At 59.1% G+C, this 16,415-nt stretch carries 16 protein-coding genes; all 16 read left to right on the top strand.

Annotation, left to right across the window (positions count from 1 at the left end; genetic code table 11):
* The first annotated feature begins 81 nt into the window (after window positions 1-81).
* The 16 genes from rfbB (at window position 82) to gspD (ending at window position 16,393) form a co-directional block, all read left to right on the top strand.
* The gene (rfbB, locus tag AvAM_RS10790; protein WP_137747045.1) at window positions 82-1,170 is read left to right on the top strand and encodes a dTDP-glucose 4,6-dehydratase; all 1,089 of its coding nucleotides are present in this window, start codon (window positions 82-84) and stop codon (window positions 1,168-1,170) included.
* Entirely contained in the window at window positions 1,167-2,057 is an 891-nt protein-coding gene (gene rfbD / locus AvAM_RS10785; protein ID WP_137747044.1) for a dTDP-4-dehydrorhamnose reductase, read from the top strand. Before rfbB ends, rfbD begins: the two co-directional genes overlap by 4 nt.
* Window positions 2,058-2,070: 13 nt before the next feature.
* Complete coding sequence (rfbA, locus tag AvAM_RS10780; protein WP_137747043.1) at window positions 2,071-2,955, top strand: glucose-1-phosphate thymidylyltransferase RfbA; 885 nt, start codon at window positions 2,071-2,073, stop codon at window positions 2,953-2,955.
* A gap of 6 nt (window positions 2,956-2,961) precedes the next feature.
* Window positions 2,962-3,507: a dTDP-4-dehydrorhamnose 3,5-epimerase gene (rfbC, locus tag AvAM_RS10775; protein WP_137747042.1), complete on the top strand. Its 546-nt coding sequence runs from the start codon at window positions 2,962-2,964 to the stop codon at window positions 3,505-3,507.
* A gap of 56 nt (window positions 3,508-3,563) precedes the next feature.
* Window positions 3,564-4,676 (top strand): DUF1972 domain-containing protein, encoded by a 1,113-nt coding sequence (locus AvAM_RS10770; protein ID WP_249368044.1) that lies wholly within the window; start codon window positions 3,564-3,566, stop codon window positions 4,674-4,676.
* Window positions 4,673-5,644, top strand: coding sequence for a glycosyltransferase family 2 protein (locus tag AvAM_RS10765; protein WP_137747041.1), 972 nt, complete (start codon window positions 4,673-4,675; stop codon window positions 5,642-5,644). Before AvAM_RS10770 ends, AvAM_RS10765 begins: the two co-directional genes overlap by 4 nt.
* Window positions 5,645-5,682: 38 nt before the next feature.
* Complete coding sequence (locus AvAM_RS10760) at window positions 5,683-7,410, top strand: GspE/PulE family protein (RefSeq protein ID WP_137747040.1); 1,728 nt, start codon at window positions 5,683-5,685, stop codon at window positions 7,408-7,410.
* On the top strand, window positions 7,403-8,653 hold the full coding sequence (locus AvAM_RS10755; protein ID WP_137747039.1) for a type II secretion system F family protein: 1,251 nt from the start codon (window positions 7,403-7,405) through the stop codon (window positions 8,651-8,653). Before AvAM_RS10760 ends, AvAM_RS10755 begins: the two co-directional genes overlap by 8 nt.
* 28 nt (window positions 8,654-8,681) lie before the next feature.
* Window positions 8,682-9,104 carry a type II secretion system major pseudopilin GspG gene (gspG, locus tag AvAM_RS10750; protein ID WP_137747102.1) on the top strand — a complete coding sequence of 141 codons (423 nt, stop codon included), beginning with the start codon at window positions 8,682-8,684 and terminating at the stop codon, window positions 9,102-9,104.
* 24 nt (window positions 9,105-9,128) lie between these two features.
* Window positions 9,129-9,578, top strand: coding sequence for a GspH/FimT family pseudopilin (locus AvAM_RS10745; protein WP_137747038.1), 450 nt, complete (start codon window positions 9,129-9,131; stop codon window positions 9,576-9,578).
* Complete coding sequence (locus tag AvAM_RS10740; RefSeq protein ID WP_137747037.1) at window positions 9,575-9,985, top strand: type II secretion system protein; 411 nt, start codon at window positions 9,575-9,577, stop codon at window positions 9,983-9,985. The genes AvAM_RS10745 and AvAM_RS10740 overlap by 4 nt, the downstream gene beginning before the upstream one ends.
* Window positions 9,982-10,656 carry a prepilin-type N-terminal cleavage/methylation domain-containing protein gene (locus AvAM_RS10735; protein WP_171012191.1) on the top strand — a complete coding sequence of 225 codons (675 nt, stop codon included), beginning with the start codon at window positions 9,982-9,984 and terminating at the stop codon, window positions 10,654-10,656. Before AvAM_RS10740 ends, AvAM_RS10735 begins: the two co-directional genes overlap by 4 nt.
* Complete coding sequence (locus tag AvAM_RS10730) at window positions 10,656-11,522, top strand: general secretion pathway protein GspK (protein WP_137747035.1); 867 nt, start codon at window positions 10,656-10,658, stop codon at window positions 11,520-11,522. The genes AvAM_RS10735 and AvAM_RS10730 overlap by 1 nt, the downstream gene beginning before the upstream one ends.
* Window positions 11,523-11,527: 5 nt before the next feature.
* Window positions 11,528-12,730 carry a PilN domain-containing protein gene (locus AvAM_RS10725; protein WP_137747034.1) on the top strand — a complete coding sequence of 401 codons (1,203 nt, stop codon included), beginning with the start codon at window positions 11,528-11,530 and terminating at the stop codon, window positions 12,728-12,730.
* A gap of 3 nt (window positions 12,731-12,733) precedes the next feature.
* Complete coding sequence (gspM, locus tag AvAM_RS10720) at window positions 12,734-13,312, top strand: type II secretion system protein GspM (protein WP_137747033.1); 579 nt, start codon at window positions 12,734-12,736, stop codon at window positions 13,310-13,312.
* A 684-nt stretch (window positions 13,313-13,996) separates the two neighbouring features.
* On the top strand, window positions 13,997-16,393 hold the full coding sequence (gspD, locus tag AvAM_RS10715; RefSeq protein WP_137747032.1) for a type II secretion system secretin GspD: 2,397 nt from the start codon (window positions 13,997-13,999) through the stop codon (window positions 16,391-16,393).
* Window positions 16,394-16,415 lie beyond the last annotated feature (22 nt).

Here is a 16,415-nt window from a genome sequence, read left to right as displayed (position 1 = left end):
GTTGAACTCTGTTACCCGGTAGCCGGGCGGGGTGGGATAATCGCGGGTTCTGCCGAGCAGGCATTTCACACAGCCCATCCCATGATTCTGGTTACTGGCGGCGCAGGTTTCATTGGCGCCAATTTCGTTTTTGACTGGCTTGCTGCCTCCAGCGAGCCCGTGGTCAACCTCGACAAGCTCACCTACGCGGGCAACCTGCACAACCTGGATGGGATCAAGGGCGACGCGCGCCACATCTTCGTGCAGGGCGACATCGGCGACTCCGCCCTGCTCGCCCGCCTGCTGGCAGAACACAAGCCCCGCGCGGTGGTCAACTTCGCGGCCGAGTCACATGTGGACCGCTCCATCCACGGGCCCGAGGATTTCATCCAGACCAACATCGTGGGCTCGTTCCGCCTGCTCGAAGCCGTGCGCGCCTACTGGGGCGCACTGCCCGAGGGCGAGCGCCCGGCCTTCCGCTTCCTGCACGTGTCCACCGACGAGGTGTACGGCTCGCTCGCACCCACCGACCCGGCCTTCGCCGAGACGCGCGGCTTTGAGCCCAACAGCCCCTACAGCGCCAGCAAGGCCGCCAGCGACCACCTGGTGCGCGCCTGGCACCACACCTACGGCCTGCCGGTGCTCACTACCAACTGCAGCAACAACTACGGGCCCTATCACTTCCCCGAGAAGCTGATCCCGCTGATGATCGTCAACGCCCTGGCTGGCAAGAACCTGCCGGTGTATGGCGACGGCATGCAGGTGCGCGACTGGCTGTACGTGAAGGACCACTGCAGCGCCATCCGCCGTGTGTTGGAAGCCGGGGCTCCCGGCGAGACCTACAACGTGGGCGGCTGGAACGAGAAGCCCAACATCGAGATCGTGAACATGGTGTGCAGCCTGCTCGACGAGCTGCGTCCCCGCGCCGACGGCCAGAGCTACCGCACCCAGATCACCTATGTGAAGGACCGCCCGGGCCACGACCGCCGCTACGCTATCGACGCCCGCAAGATCGAGCGCGAGCTGGGCTGGAAGCCTGCCGAAACCTTCGACACCGGCATCCGTAAGACCGTGCAGTGGTATCTGGAGCATGCCGACTGGGTGGCCAACGTGCAGACCGGCGCCTACCGCGACTGGGTAGAAACCCAGTACGAGCAGCAGCCCGCCCCCGCTGCGGACGCCCGCGCATGAACATCCTGCTCTTTGGCAAAGGCGGCCAGGTCGGTTGGGAGCTGCAGCGCAGCCTGTCCGTGCTGGGCACGGTCACGGCGCTGGACTTCGACAGCACCGAGCATTGCGGCGACTTCGCGAACCCCGCTGGCGTGGCCGAGACGGTGCGCGCCCTGCGCCCCGACGTCATCGTCAATGCCGCAGCCCACACTGCCGTGGACAAGGCTGAGAGCGAGGCCGACTTCGCGCGCACCCTGAACGCCACCACCCCTGGCGCGATTGCGCAGGAGGCGGCCAAGCTGGGCGCCTGGCTGGTGCACTACAGCACCGACTACGTCTTCGATGGCAGTGGCACCCGCCCTTGGGTCGAAACCGACCAGCCTGCGCCGCTGAGCGTGTACGGCCGCACCAAGCTCGAAGGCGAGCAGCTGATCGCTGAGGCTGGTGCCAAGCACCTGATCCTGCGCACCAGCTGGGTCTATGCCGCGCGCGGTGGCAACTTTGCCAAGACCATGCTGCGCCTGGCCCAGGAGCGCGAGCGCCTGACCGTGATCGACGACCAATGGGGTGCCCCGACCGGCGCCGACCTGCTGGCCGATGTCACCGCCCACGCGCTGCGCCATCTGCACAAGCACCCCGAGGACGCGGGCCTGTACCACTGTGTGGCCGCAGGTGAAACGACCTGGAATGCATATGCAAAATACGTGCTTGCGCGCACTGGTATTGAAAATTCAGCTATTAAAATAGTAGCTAAAGAGGTGGCGCCAGTCCCCACGAGCGCCTTCCCGACCCCGGCCGTGCGTCCGCACAACTCGCGCCTGAACACCGACAAGCTGCAGACCACCTTTGGCCTCCAGCTGCCCCATTGGCAGACGGGTGTGGCGCGCATGCTGGCTGAAATTCTTTGAACGGCACCCCCACATGACGCAACGCAAAGGCATCATCCTGGCCGGCGGCTCCGGCACCCGGCTGCACCCCGCCACCCTGGCCATCAGCAAGCAACTGCTGCCGGTGTACGACAAGCCCATGATTTACTACCCGCTGAGCACCCTGATGCTGGCGGGCATCCGCGACATCCTCATCATCAGCACCCCGCAGGACACGCCGCGGTTTGCGCAGTTGCTGGGGGATGGCAGCCAGTGGGGTTTGAACCTGCAGTACGCGGTGCAGCCCAGCCCGGATGGCCTGGCGCAGGCGTTCGTGATCGGCGAGGCGTTTCTGGATGGCGCCCCCAGCGCTTTGGTGCTGGGCGACAACATTTTCTATGGCCACGACTTTCACGAACTGCTTGGCAGTGCCCAGCAGCGCACGGTGGGCGCCAGCGTGTTTGCCTACCATGTTCAGGATCCTGAGCGTTACGGCGTGGCCGAGTTCGATGCCCAGGGCAAGGTGCTGTCGCTGGAGGAAAAGCCTGCGCAGCCCAAGAGCAGCTATGCGGTCACGGGCCTGTACTTCTACGACAGCCAGGTGGTCCAGATGGCCAAGGCCCTCAAGCCTTCGCCGCGCGGAGAGCTGGAAATCACCGACCTGAACCGCCTTTATCTGGACCAGGGCCAGCTGAGCGTGGAAATCATGGGGCGCGGCTACGCATGGCTCGACACAGGCACCCACGAGAGCCTGCTCGAAGCGGGGCAGTTCATTGCGACGCTGGAACACCGCCAGGGCTTGAAGATTGCATGCCCCGAAGAGATTTCGTGGCGCTCGGGCTGGATTGACAGCACGCAGCTGGAGCGCCTGGCCCAACCCCTGGCCAAGAACGGCTACGGCCAGTACCTGCAGCGCCTGTTGAACGACAAGGTCTATTGATCCGCCATGCAAGCTATCCGGCAATCCATCCCCGACGTTGTATTGATCGAACCCAAGGTGTTCGGTGACAGCCGAGGTTTTTTCTACGAGAGTTTCAATCAGCAGGCCTTCAATGAAGCCACGGGCACGAACCATGCGTTCGTGCAGGACAACCACAGCCGCAGCAGCCAGGGCGTGCTGCGTGGCCTGCACTACCAGTTGCCACCCCGGGCCCAGGGCAAGCTGGTGCGGGTTGTGCGCGGGGCCGTGTTCGATGTGGCGGTGGATATCCGCAAGGGTTCGCCCACCTTCGGCCAATGGGTGGGTGCACTGCTGACGGAAGACAACCACCGGCAACTCTGGGTGCCGCCGGGCTTGGCCCATGGCTTTCTGGTGCTTTCCGAATCGGCCGACTTTCTCTACAAGACCACGGACTACTACAGCCCCGAGCACGAGCGCTGCATCCGCTGGGACGATCCGCAGCTGGCCATTGCCTGGCCTTCCGTGGAGGCGGCCATCCAGCTGTCTGCGAAAGACCAGGCAGGGCGTTGGCTGGCCGAGGCCGACCTTTGACGGGCTCTCTGGCTCCAGCGCCCAAGGCCCCCGGAGTCGATAGCCCTCCAGCCTCATTGCGCATCGCCATCCTTGGGGCGCGGGGTATTCCTGCAAGCTACGGTGGTTTTGAGACCTTTGCCGAGCAGTTGGCTACGCGACTGGTCGCCCGTGGGCACCAGGTCACGGTCTATGCCGAGGGCGGGGATCGCCCGGTTGCAGATACCTTGTACCAAGGGGTCCGGGTCCGCACCCGGCGTCGTCCCCGTTGGGGCGCGGCCTCGGTGCTGGCCTACGATTGCGCTTGCCTGTGGGATGCGCGCCGTGACTACGACCTCGTCTACATGCTGGGCTATGGTGCGGCCTGGGCCTGCTGGTGGCCGCGCGTCTTCGGCGTGCCGGTCTGGATCAATGTGGACGGGCTGGAATGGGCCCGCAGCAAGTGGGGCAGGGGGGCCCGCACTTACCTGCGGTGCATGGAGTGGATGTCCACCAAGGTGGCAACGCGCCTGATCGCAGACGCTGAGGCTATTGCCCAGCGGTTCCGCCAGAACTACCCGTGGGGCGCTCCGACCAGTTTTGTTGCGTATGGCGCTGAACTGGTTCCTGCCGAAGCGGCCGATCCCTCGGTGCTTGCCAACTGGGGCTTGCAAGCGCATCGCTACATGCTGGTGGTGGCTCGGCCGGAGCCGGAGAACCATATTCTGGAGATCGTCCAAGGGTATCTGCTGCATGGGAGCGACTGGCCCCTGGTGGTGGTGGGGGATGTGTCAGGCGGCACGCCCTACCAGCGGCAACTGAAGGCGCTGGCCAGTGAGCGAGTGCGGTTTGTTGGAGGCATCTACGATGTTGCTCAGCTCCAGAGCCTGCGCGTGCATGCAGCCTGCTACCTGCACGGCCACTCGGTGGGGGGGACTAACCCCTCATTGCTGGAGGCATTGGCCTGCGGCAACTGGGTCATCGCGCATGACAACGAGTTCAATAGCGAGGTGGCCCGGGATGCTGCCGATTACTTTCGTACTTCGCAGCAACTGGCTGCGTGCTTGCAGGACTGGTTCCATCGCACGCACGAAGAGCGGCAGAAGCGCGCTGAGCGTGCTCGGCAAGTCGTGCAATCGTTCTATGACTGGGAGCAAATTACCGATGCCTACGAATCGCTCATGTATGAGCAGTGCTGTCCGTCAGCATGACAGTTGAGGCACAGCCTATGTTGGGGGGGGGGCCTTTGGTTGATGTTTTATTGGCTACCTACAATGGCGCTCGGTACATTGAAGCGCAACTGGAGTCTCTGGCCGCTCAAACCTATCCCAATATACGGATACTGGTCAGTGACGATGGATCGAGCGACGCGACTGTTTCCGTTGTCCAAGCGTTCGCTCAGCGAATGACGGCGGGTTGGATTCAATGGGTGTCCAACCCCCATCCAGGTCGAGGAGTAGCGCGCAATTTTGAGGCACTCATGGCTGCTTCAGCGAAGGATGGGAGCGCGCGTTGGATAGCTTTTTGTGATCAGGATGACGTCTGGCTACCGCACAAAGTTGAGCGTTTTGTCCAAGCTATGACGGAGCTTGAATGCGATGCCAGCATGCCGTGCCTCGTGCATTCTGATTTACGTGTTGTTGACGAGAGTCTTCACACTGTTGCGGCCTCTTTTATTCGGCAGCAGCGCATCAATGTTTCTTCGATGACGCTACCCGTATTGCTTGGTGTCAACCACGTCACTGGCTGCGCCACGATGGTGAATCAAGCTTTGTTGAACCTAGCATTGCCACTGCCCCCCCGGGTTGTGATGCACGACTGGTGGTGTGCTTTGCTGAGTTGCCAGGGGCGCCGACATTTTCTGACGGATCCGCTTGTTCTGTACCGCCAGCATGGAGGTAACCAAGTGGGTGCAAGAAGCAGGGAGATTGGCGACAGGATTCTACGAATAGTCTGTGATGGTCCTCGAACTATGGCTCGAATCCGATGGCTGGGGCTAGAGACGCTGGATCAAGCCCAGGCACTGCAGGAGCGACTACTTGAGCGTGGCTTGAACGATCTTCAGGTCCGTGACTACTTGCATTGGCGGAGGCTGTCTGTCTGGAGGCGTCTCGGGGGTTATGGCAAGTACTACAAGGGGCCGATGTTAGACAATTTTTGCCGTCTATTTCTGTGGTAGCGGCACAATGGCGGCGCAACGTGTTTCCAGAGAATCTCATGACCATATCGATAGTAGATGTGCAAACCTCATCGCAAAGAGGGGGGCATGAAGAGCGCACGCGACTGGGAGAGTTGCTGGTGCAAGGCGGTAGGCTCACAGCCCGAGATCTTGAGCGTGCGCTGTCCGCGCAGAGTGAAATGGGGGGAATGCTGGGTCGCGTGTTGGTTCGCCTGGGGCTCGTGTCCGAGGGCGACGTGGCGCAGGCTATCTCAAAGCAACTGGGCATATCGTTCGTATCCGCACAGGAGCTGCCGGACTCGATGCCAGAGGTGGAAGGGTTATCGCCGGAGTTTTTGCGCGCGCATGCGATTTATCCTCTTCGCGTAGAAGGTTTGGACCTCTATGTCGCTATGGCTGTTCCACAGGACGCGTTCTTGCTCAAAGCGATGCAATTGGCATCCGGATGCAGGATTCATCCGTACTTGGCGTTGGAGAGCGACATTGAGAAGGTGCTTGCTGAGTCCGTTGAAGATGTTTCTGAGGACGGTGATATTTTCGGGGACGGATCTGATGGCATCGATTTCATCGAGCACCTCAAGGATTTGGCGAGTGAGGCGCCCGTTATTCGGCTGGTTAACAGTATCGTGGGTCGTGTGATTGACCTCAGAGCCTCCGATATCCACCTGGAGCCATTTGATGATGGGCTCCATGTCCGTTATCGTGTTGACGGAGTGATTCATCACGGTGAGCTCGTGCCGCCGCGGCTCTCAGCCGCTGTCAGCTCTCGCGTGAAGTTACTTGCGCATTTGGACATTGCAGAGCGTCGTCTTCCGCAAGACGGTAGGATCAAGACGCGTGTGAAGGGGCGCGAGCTGGATCTTCGTGTCTCCACGGTACCCACTGTGTACGGGGAAAGCGTGGTCATGCGCGTGCTCGATCGTGCCAGTGTGCGTCTGAACCTCGAAGCCATGGGTTTCGAGTCAGACACGCTTTTGCGATTCAATGAATTGCTGGCCAGGCCCCATGGCATTTTGTTGGTCACCGGTCCTACAGGCTCGGGCAAGACAACCACTCTTTACGCTGCCTTGTCTAAAATCGACTCCGATGCCAATAAAATTATTACTGTTGAAGATCCGGTCGAGTATCAGCTTGAAGGCATTAATCAGATCCAGGTCCATCCGCAAATCAATCTGACTTTCGCCAATGCCCTGCGCTCCATTCTGCGCCAGGATCCCGACATCATCATGATCGGCGAAATGCGTGACGGCGAGACTGCGCAGATAGCCGTTCAATCGGCCCTTACTGGTCACTTGGTACTCTCTACGTTGCATACCAACACCGCATCGGGGGCTGTGATTCGCATGCAAGACATGGGCGTTGAGAGCTACCTCATTACATCCTCTGTAAATGGTGTACTCGCTCAGCGTTTGGTGCGCTCTTTGTGCAGTCATTGCAAACAGCCTTACGAACCTGGCATGCAGGTGCGTGAGCAGACGGGGCTCGCTCGTTTCGCAGACCCTGATCGACCTATCTATCGTGCGGTGGGCTGTGTCCAGTGCCGCCAAAGCGGTTATCGAGGGCGTATTGGCATTCACGAACTGTTCGTGCTGGATGAGTCGATGCGTCGTGCCATCATCGACGGCGCTGATGCGAACGTGCTGCACTCACTTGCCTCGAAGGGCGGCATGCTCAGCCTGTACGAGGATGGGCTGCGCAAGGTTGCTGCAGGCGTTACGACGCTCGACGAAGTAGCACGTGTAACGCAGGACCAGACCGATGCCTGATTTCGTTTGGAGAGCCGCTAACGCGACGGGCAACATTGAGCAAGGTTGTTTGTCTGCGTCCAATAGTGCTGCGGCGCTTAGGCAGTTGCGAGAACAAGGGCTTACACCATTGGCTCTAAATGATGTGGCCGACACGGGGGGCACCGCTGCTGTTGCGGGACAGGCTGGCGGCGTCTCTTCGCAGCCCAGGAGTCGTCAGGGGAAAGGGCCCGTCAATGCTGCGGATGTCATGGCCTTTACATCTGAGCTGGCCATCATGCTACGAGCTGGTTTGGCGCTGGACAACGCTTTGCGCGTGTTGATCGATATGAGCCACAAGCCCAGCGTGATGGGGCTGGTACAAGGTATTTTGGATGCTGTGAAGGGTGGAACACCCCTGAGCCGTGCTCTGACAGCTCACCGTGCTCTATTTGGAGACTTTTACATCAACATGGTGCGCTCGGGTGAGGTCAGCGGTCAGATGTCTTCTGTGCTTGACCGCCTTGTCGAGCATATGGAGCGTCAGCGTGCTCTCCGCGAAAATGTCATCTCCGCCACGATCTATCCCGCCATATTGTTGGGCGTGGCTGTGCTATCTCTCATCGTGATGCTCGGATTCGTGGTGCCACAGTTTGAGAAGCTTTTTTCCGACATGGGCGATGCCCTGCCGTTACCCACCCGTATCGTCATGATCATGGGCCAGGGCTTTCGGCACTACGGCTTGCTGATCGGAGTGGTGGCGGTTTTTGGTATGTTGTTTTTGTCGCGTTGGCTGAATTCTCCCGCGGGTCGGCAGTGGTGGCAGTCGCGTTTGCTCAGGCTTCCTCTCGTGGGGCGGCTGGCGTTAAAGTACCAGTTGACGTTGTTCTCGCGGTCGCTTGGGACCCTCCTGGGCAATGGCGTGCCCATGCTCACTGCATTGCATATCTCGACGGACACAGTCAGCAATGTTCCTTTGCAGCAGGCGTTGGTCAAGATGGCGCCCATTGTTAAGGAAGGGGGCCGGATGGTGCAGGCTGCCGCTGTTTCCGGGATCTTTGAACCTCTAGCCATCAATCTTATTCGGGTGGGAGAAGAAACTGGTCGCATAGGGCCCATGATGCTGGAGCTGTCAAATATATTGAACCGCGAGGTGGAAATTGGGATCAAGCGTCTGCTGACTTTGGTTGAGCCTGTGCTTATTCTGGTACTCGGGGTTCTGATCGCCGGCATCATCGTCTCTATCCTGCTTGGAATCCTCTCAATTAATGACCTCGCCGTATAATTTCTGTTTGCCCAAGGAAGCCATCCTCATGGTGAATGCCAGTACCCGCCGTCCTGTTCGCGGCTTTACGTTGATTGAATTGCTGGTTGTGCTAGCTATCCTTACATTGCTGGCGGGCTTGGTTGGGCCGCGTGTACTGGGCCAGTTCGGAGGGGCCAAGGCCAAAACTGCTGCCATACAAATTGCGGATATAGATAAGTCCCTTGAGTTGTTCAAGCTAGACGTGGGACGCTATCCGACCACTGAAGAGGGGTTGGACGCGCTCGTTAAGAAGCCTGGCAGTGCCAATGGTTGGAACGGCCCCTACCTCCGAGGCGGAGTCCCCTCTGACCCTTGGAGCCATCCGTACCGTTATGCGAGTTCTGGTGGAAAAATTGAGATTCTTTCGTTGGGCGCTGATGGCGCGCCAGGGGGGGATGGCGAAAACGCAGATGTGCGCAATGCTCAGTGAGATAGGCAGCTTTCAGCCTGCTGTATGCGTTGTATTCGAGGTTTCACGCTGGTAGAACTCTTGGTTGTGCTTGCCATATCGGCGTTGCTGGTAGGGCTGGCGCCGATGGCTTTTGATCGGTTGCGTGATTCGGCCAACTATCGCGATGCCTTGCGAGGCATCATGATGGACATGCGCGCGGCACGGCAACAGGCGCTTGTTTCCCGTGTCGAGACCTCTTTTGTCGTCGATCTTGAGCGCCGCAGCTACCGTGTTGACGGGCAGCAAGCGCGTCTCATACCCGAGCCTTTGGAGATTCGGGTCACCATGGCGGGTGAGGAGGCGAACGGCCGCGAAGGTGCTGGCATCCGCTTTTTCCCCGGTGGAGGGGCTACCGGTGGTAGCGTAGACATACTGCGCCCGTCTGGAGAGGGCGCTCGGTTGCGCGTTGACTGGTTATCTGGTCGAGTTGCGTTGGAAACATTGGCTCCATGACCCGTGCTCAGTGCTGCGGGCGGCAACGCGGCATGTCTCTGCTGGAGTTGTTGGTTGCCTTGTCAATTATGGCGATGGCAATAGGGGTGCTGTACCGTGCGCTTGGAGCCAGTGTCCAAAATGCCGGCATGCTACAAGAGCAGCAAAAAGCCTTGATGCTTGGCCAATCTTTGTTGGCGGCTAAAGACGCGATTCCAGAGACAGGTTGGAACGAGTCGGGTGAGTCCGCTGGTTTCGAATGGCAGGTGCGTACATCGCCTTTTGGTAGCGTCCAGCCAAATATCACGCTACTGCACTCAGTGGTGATTTATGTACGATGGAGCGATGGTGGGCGAATTCGCTCCATCGAACTGCAGACCTTGCGGCCCCAGCGCAACCCCGTTGTCGCTGTGGAGGGGGCGCGATGAAGCCTTTGCTTCTAAATCAGCTCCGTGTTTCTCGTGGCTTTACGCTGCTGGAGTTGTTGGTCAGTATGGCATTGCTGTCCCTTGTGATGGCTGGCATGCTTTCCGTCATTCATTCCATGGCTCAGGCACAGGATCGTGTGGAGCAGCGTCTAAATGCTACCGACGAATTGCGCGTGACGACCGCATTTGTTGAAAAAGCGCTTGGTCGCATTTCCACTCGTCGTGCACCGCGGGCTTTGGTGCCAGATGCCTCCCCTTATCAGTTTGTTGCAAGGCCACAGGAGCTTATTTGGGTCGGGGTCATGCCAGCTCGATTTGGCGCAGGGGGGCGTAGCTATTTTCGGCTTGCGCTAGAGGGGGGGGCAAATGGTCCTGCCTTGGTGCTTCGCTTTGCACCATGGAACGGTGTTGGAGGGGAGCCCGATTGGGGCTCGGCAGAGTCGTTTGAGGTGGCTCATGCCGTCACTTCATTTGCCATGGCTTATGAAGATGCGTGGCAGTCTGCACCGCAATGGGTCGGCACATGGCATCGCCAGGACAGCGTGCCCGCGCGTGTGCGTATCGAGTTGAATACGCAGTCGGGTGAGTGGCCGGTATGGATCGTACCTCTGCGCCAGTTGCCAGCTAGTCAGATCGGAGCGACTCGCTTCACTCTCGGGGGGCGTGATTGATGACAAAAGCCGAATGGCGGAGGGGTGCGGTCCAGGAGGGTATTGCTCTGGTGGCCGTGCTCTGGATCGTGGCGGCTCTCAGCGTTGCAGTGACGGGCATTGTGTACGCTATTCGAGCCGAGACACGGACCATGTCAGCAGCACGTGGCTTGATCGAAGCGCAGGTGTCGGGTGAGGCTGCGATTATGCTTGCCTTGCAGGAATTGACCTCTCCGCAGGCCGGGCCGCGCCAGCCGTGGCGTACCCTTCAAGTGTCTTATGGCGGGAGGGTGATTCCCGTTGAGTTCAATGCTTTGAACGGTTTTGTAGATATCAACCGGGCCGCGCCTGAACTGTTGACCGTGCTTCTTGCGACAGCCGGAGGGCAGGACGTTCAAGCTGCCGCGAAGTTGGCGCAATCCATTGTGATAGAGCGTCAAAAACCCGATGCCTTGGGGCGTGCTCAGGGGTTCGAAGACGCGTCGGAGCTGATGCGCGTGCCAGGGGTTGATTACAACCTCTATGCTAGACTTCGCGCCCTTGTGACTGCTGATGTGCAGGGCTCAGGCAAGGTGAATCCCCGGGCTGCACCGCTGGAGGTGCTGACAATGCTCGCGGAAGGGAATGTGGCGCGCGCCCAGTCCATGGTCAGTGCCCGCCGCCAGAGTGGTGGCGCAGGCATAGACGTCACGGCTTTGCGTGCCGAATTTATCGACTCCGGAATCGGTTCCCGCTACCGCGTTCAGGCGTTGGTTCCAATGGCTGATGGTTCTCAAGGCGTAGTTCAGCTCCATGTAGATGTCAGCCCGGATATGCGGGCGGGACTGCCATGGCGCATATTTAACGCTGAAACTTGGATGCTCGCATCATCTCCTAAGGGCATATAGGCCTTATGTCCACTCAGACTTCCCCTTTTGAGCTTTTTGGCTTTGACTTACGTGATCTTGGGCGTCAATTCCTTGCTTCGTGGCGAGCAGTGGCGAAAACACCCCTATTCGCTTGGTTGACACCTGTTTTGCCTGTAAGTGTATTGCGCGCAGATGGCAGCTTGGTGTTGTGGAAGGGGCGGTTGCTTGGGGCTGCCAAGGGTATCGAGACTGCAGAGTTTGGGGCTGTTGAAATTCCAGAAGAACTTGTGCTCCGCAAACTGCAGCAGATGCCGGGTTTGCCGGGCCCTGCCATAGCCCAAGCCGTGGAGCTTGAAGTGCGTGCGACCAGTCCTTTTGCGATGGATGACACGGTGTGGGGGACGCACGCGCTCTTGGACAAAGCGTCGGGCAAAAACCTCGTCGAAGTCATCCTTGCCTCTCGGCGGCAAATTGCTCGATACCTCGACGAGCGGCAGAGTGATATCGGGTTGCGATCTGGCAGAAAGGCTGAAGCCTGGGTTTTTGCAACTGATGGTAACCCCATCATTGTCCGTGGCTGGGGCGAGCAAAGCCGAGAGCAGGAGGTCGTTCGGCAACGTCGTGTTGCCTTTGCGTTTGTATTCTTTGCTATGGTGATTGCAGGGATGATGGCCATTACGCCCTCATTGCAACTGCGAGCCCGATCGCTTGATGCGATTGCAGCTTTTGAAAGCATGCAGCACGAGACCAAGCAGGCCGCAGCTCAACGTGAAGCCTTTACGCATTCTGTCGAGCAGCTGGAGGTAGTGCGCGGCGTGCTGGCGGAGCGCATCGACTTGCTGCAACTCATGACGGTACTGACGAAAGTGCTGCCTGACGATACTTATCTCCAAAACATGCAAACCCAAGGTTTGAAAGTCAGCATTCAGGGGCTTACAGGAAATGCTGCTACTCTGATGCAAACACTTGGCTCGGTGCCAGGCTTCCGCGAGGTGCGCGCTCCCACGGCCGCCACGCGCGCGCTGGCGCCGAATGCGGAAAATTTCCGTATTGAAATACAGCTGGACCCCGCAGTGTTCTCTGTGGCCGTCAACCCAGCCAGCGTTGCCCCCCCTGCTCAGCCGACGCTTGGTGCGTCGCCTGCCACCTCTCCCTCGGTTTCGTCTGTATCGAATGATTCGGTGGGGGCGTCGACCACGACTCCAGCCAGTGCTGAGACGCCTCGCAAGAGCCGTTTCACCCGGTGACGAATGTCCGCTTACTTTGGCAAATTCATGCAGCAGTACTTGCGTTCACAAATTGTTATCCCCTTGGTGACCGTGGCGTGTCTCCTGGCCGTTGCCTTGGCTGCGGGTACCTACGTTTACCAAAAGCACCAATGGGTGCAAACCCGACTGACCGATTTTATTGGGCCTCGATACGCGCGACTGGCCGGTCTGAAGGCAGGGGGCGATGCACTATCGGCTGCTGCAGCGCGCGCGCGCGAACTAGAGGCGCTTTATGTTCACGACGGTAGCCAGGATGCCAATCAGACCGGCAATGAGGTGCAGCAGCGAGTACGCAGTCTGCTCACTGCCGCCGGCATGAGCATTTCTAGCAGTCAAGTGCTTCCGGCTAAAACTGAGGAGCAAATGGAGCGAATTCCTCTTTCAGTGCGCGCTGAAGGTGACATCGCGGCTTTGCAAGGCGCGCTGATAGGACTGGCGGAGCAGCGTCCAGCGGTGATCATTGACCAAATCAGTATTCAGAGCCAGGACACGCCGGATCGTGGGGTTCAGCGCTTGTCGGTGCAGTTCGGATTTCTCATCCTGCGACGGTTGCATTCATGAAGAATCCGGTGATCGGCATGCTCATCGCTGCCAATGTTTTGTTGGCGTTGGCTTTGACTGCAATGTGGGTAGACCCTCAGGGGCAAGTGCGTCATACCCACTGGGTACGCCCGGACCCCATACAGTCAGACTATATGCAAATGCTTCCGGGTTTGCCCAGCCGTGAGCCAGTACGCACCGATGTATTCTTGGCACTGCTTGAGCGCCCCATATTTTCCAGCACTCGTCGTCCACCGCCGCCACCGCCGCCGCCCGTTCCGGCTCCTCCTCCGGACCTTCTGGCAAACGCGCAGATAGTTGGCGTTTTTTTCGGTGGAAGCGACTTTGGCGGCGCGATCGTACGCATTGATGGAAAAGGGCGTAGGGTCCGCTTGGGTGAGTCCATAAACGGCTGGCAGCTGACCTCTGTGAAAGAGCGAAGCGCGGTATTCACCAACGGAGGTCAGACGCGGGAATTGCTGTTGGTTCGTTCCAGGGCAAGTGCCGCTGGAGCTGACGTGCCGCCATTCGGCGGTAGCCGCGCGCTCGCCAATATTGATCCTCAGGCGCAAGTGCCTGAAGCTACGCCCGTCGCAACGCCGACGGAGCAACCCGCAGCAGAGCCTGCCTCGGTATCTGCGCCCGCATCCGCCGCCGTTCGGCGTCGTCCCCGTTTTGGCCCCTGACCCGGACCCACATGAGTTTATGACCCTCAGCAAGCACATTCTTCCTTTGGCGCTGGCCGCCGCGTGCCAAGCGTCGCAGGCACAGAGCGTTACTTCCCCAGAGCAGCCTCCGCGTGATGCACAGCCATCAGTTGAAGCTGAAACGCTAGGCTCAAATGGCGAGCCACGCATCATGCGCGGCAATGATCGAGTCATTGCTCCCGTCAAGGCTGCATCTCCCCTGGGAGGTGCGCCTATTAGTTTCAATTTTGAAGATGCACCTATCGCTGAGGTTGTTCGCACCATCCTTGGCGATTTGCTTAAAGTTGACTATGTGATTTACCCGCCCATCAGCGGAACGGTTACTCTAGCCACGCGTACTCCCGTGGCACCCGACAAGGCTGTTTTTCTGCTGGAGAGCGCTCTGGCCGTCAATGGACTTGCGCTGGTCGGAGATACTCGAGGTAGCTATCACGTAGGCAGAGCAGAGGCTCTTAGAAACATCAGCTCTGGTATCCGACAGGCAGGCCCGGTGGCCATGCCCCCTGGTTCGGGTCCCATCATCGTTCCTCTGCAATACATCGGTGCAGCGGAGATGGCCACCATTCTGCGGCCCATGATGCCGCCGGACAGCCTAGTGCGTGTTGATAGCCTGCGCAATTTGCTGGTTCTGGCTGGAACCCGTTCACAAGCCGAAGGTTGGTTGGATATCGTCAATACCTTCGACGTGGATTTGCTCAAAGGTATGTCTGTCGGCGTGTTTCCTCTCAAGTACGCCTCCGTGAGCGAAGTCGAGGCTGCATTGCGACTCATCGGCAGTGCTGGGACGTCCGCACCTGGCAGTGCGGCAGCGCGGCCGGGTACGCCCACCGCCTCCACTGCCACAACCCGATCTACACCTGGCACAGCTGCATCGGCTACCAACTCCCCAGCAGTCGGGCTTGGAGACAACAATCCCTTGTTTGGTGCTTTGCGCGTGCTGCCCATTGAGCGCATCAATAGCATCTTGGTTGTTACGCCCAAGGCCGCATATCTTGACGAAGCGCGCCGCTGGATTGAACGCTTCGACCGACCTAGCGACGGTGGTGCCGAACCTCAGCTCTACATTTACCGGGTGCAAAACGGTAATGCGCGTCACTTGGCAGGTGTTTTGCAGGGCATTTTTGGTGGTGGGGCGGTAGGTGGGTCATCTGCTAACAGTGGGGTCGCGCCTGGACTGACTCCCGTGACGGGCGCAACCTCCGGCTACTCATTTGCTGGGGGGGGGATGACTGGCAACAATGCCTTCCAGAACAATGCAGGTGCCCGCAGTTCGGGGTTGCTGGGGGGCAGCGCATTTGGCAATGGACTGGGGTCGGGGGCGAACTCCTCGGCCTTTGGGGCCAGGGCTCAGCAAGGTACTGTTGGAGCGGGCCAGCAGGTTCAACCGATTACTGCGGCTATCGGCAACATCCGCGTTATGTCCGACGACCTCAATAACAGCATTCTGATCTGGGGTACACGTGGTGAGTTTGAAAAAATAGAAACAACCCTGAAGCGGTTGGATACCCCGCCTACGCAGGTACTCATCGAGGCCTCCATCATTGAAGTCACCCTGAACGACAATCTCAACTATGGTTTGCAATGGGCTTTCGATGGCGGTGTTGGCAACAACTACCAAGGGGCCGGGCAAATCAGCTCAGGATCGGGTGCTGTCACGTCGGGGACCGGCAGCCTTGGTACCGCCATGGCGCAAGGCTTTACCTATTCGTTGGTCAACTCTGCGGGAAAAATCCGCATGGCGCTCAATGCCTTGTCCAGGAAGACCACCATCAAGATGATTTCCAACCCATCGCTAATGGTGTTGGACAATCACTTGGCCATGATGACTGTGGGCAACCAGGTGCCTGTGCTCTCCAGCACAACCGATTGGCTCAACAGCTCAAATGCTACGACCAGTACCGTGCAGTACCGTGACACTGGCGTCAGCCTGGCGGTCACCCCTTCGGTAAATTCCGGCAATCTTGTGTCCATGCAGATTGATCAGACCGTGACGGACGTGTCCGATACAACTAGCACGAGTGCCAATAATCAACCCACTTTCATGCAACGTCAGATCAGCAGCAAAGTTGCCGTCCGCTCTGGAGAGGCGATAGTGCTGGGCGGACTGATCAAAGACAACGAAACTCGAGGCAAAAATGGAGTGCCCTTGCTCCAGGACCTGCCGTTGGTGGGCAATCTGTTTGGCACCAATTCGCGTGCAGGCGCACGCACGGAACTATTGGTAGTCATCACGCCCAAAGTCGTACGCAGCGACATCGACGTGCGAGAGGTCAGCGAAGATCTGCGTGATCGCATGAAAGGGCTGCTGTCCATTGAGAGTGTTCCCCCGAGGGCAGACGGTATCCCGACCCCTCAGGCGCCTGCCACTCCTGCAGCAGCCCCGTCTCCCCGGTAACTTGTTCTTCTATTTATCAAAG

The organism is Acidovorax sp. NB1 (assembly GCF_005405905.1).
Lineage (GTDB): Bacteria > Pseudomonadota > Gammaproteobacteria > Burkholderiales > Burkholderiaceae_C > Acidovorax.
Note: the sequence above shows the minus strand (reverse complement) of the source record. Positions and strands in the feature narration are given on the sequence as shown.

Bases quoted from the DNA above. Each gene is read 5' to 3' on its own strand.
- rfbB (WP_137747045.1), top strand. From the start codon at position 82: ATGATTCTGGTTACTGGCGGCGCAGGTTTCATTGGCGCCAATTTCGTT.
- rfbD (WP_137747044.1), top strand. From the start codon at position 1,167: ATGAACATCCTGCTCTTTGGCAAAGGCGGCCAGGTCGGTTGGGAGCTG.
- rfbA (WP_137747043.1), top strand. From the start codon at position 2,071: ATGACGCAACGCAAAGGCATCATCCTGGCCGGCGGCTCCGGCACCCGG.
- rfbC (WP_137747042.1), top strand. From the start codon at position 2,962: ATGCAAGCTATCCGGCAATCCATCCCCGACGTTGTATTGATCGAACCC.
- AvAM_RS10765 (WP_137747041.1), top strand. From the start codon at position 4,673: ATGACAGTTGAGGCACAGCCTATGTTGGGGGGGGGGCCTTTGGTTGAT.
- AvAM_RS10760 (WP_137747040.1), top strand. From the start codon at position 5,683: ATGACCATATCGATAGTAGATGTGCAAACCTCATCGCAAAGAGGGGGG.
- AvAM_RS10755 (WP_137747039.1), top strand. From the start codon at position 7,403: ATGCCTGATTTCGTTTGGAGAGCCGCTAACGCGACGGGCAACATTGAG.
- gspG (WP_137747102.1), top strand. From the start codon at position 8,682: ATGGTGAATGCCAGTACCCGCCGTCCTGTTCGCGGCTTTACGTTGATT.
- AvAM_RS10745 (WP_137747038.1), top strand. From the start codon at position 9,129: ATGCGTTGTATTCGAGGTTTCACGCTGGTAGAACTCTTGGTTGTGCTT.
- AvAM_RS10740 (WP_137747037.1), top strand. From the start codon at position 9,575: ATGACCCGTGCTCAGTGCTGCGGGCGGCAACGCGGCATGTCTCTGCTG.
- AvAM_RS10735 (WP_171012191.1), top strand. From the start codon at position 9,982: ATGAAGCCTTTGCTTCTAAATCAGCTCCGTGTTTCTCGTGGCTTTACG.
- AvAM_RS10730 (WP_137747035.1), top strand. From the start codon at position 10,656: ATGACAAAAGCCGAATGGCGGAGGGGTGCGGTCCAGGAGGGTATTGCT.
- AvAM_RS10725 (WP_137747034.1), top strand. From the start codon at position 11,528: ATGTCCACTCAGACTTCCCCTTTTGAGCTTTTTGGCTTTGACTTACGT.
- gspM (WP_137747033.1), top strand. From the start codon at position 12,734: ATGTCCGCTTACTTTGGCAAATTCATGCAGCAGTACTTGCGTTCACAA.
- gspD (WP_137747032.1), top strand. From the start codon at position 13,997: ATGACCCTCAGCAAGCACATTCTTCCTTTGGCGCTGGCCGCCGCGTGC.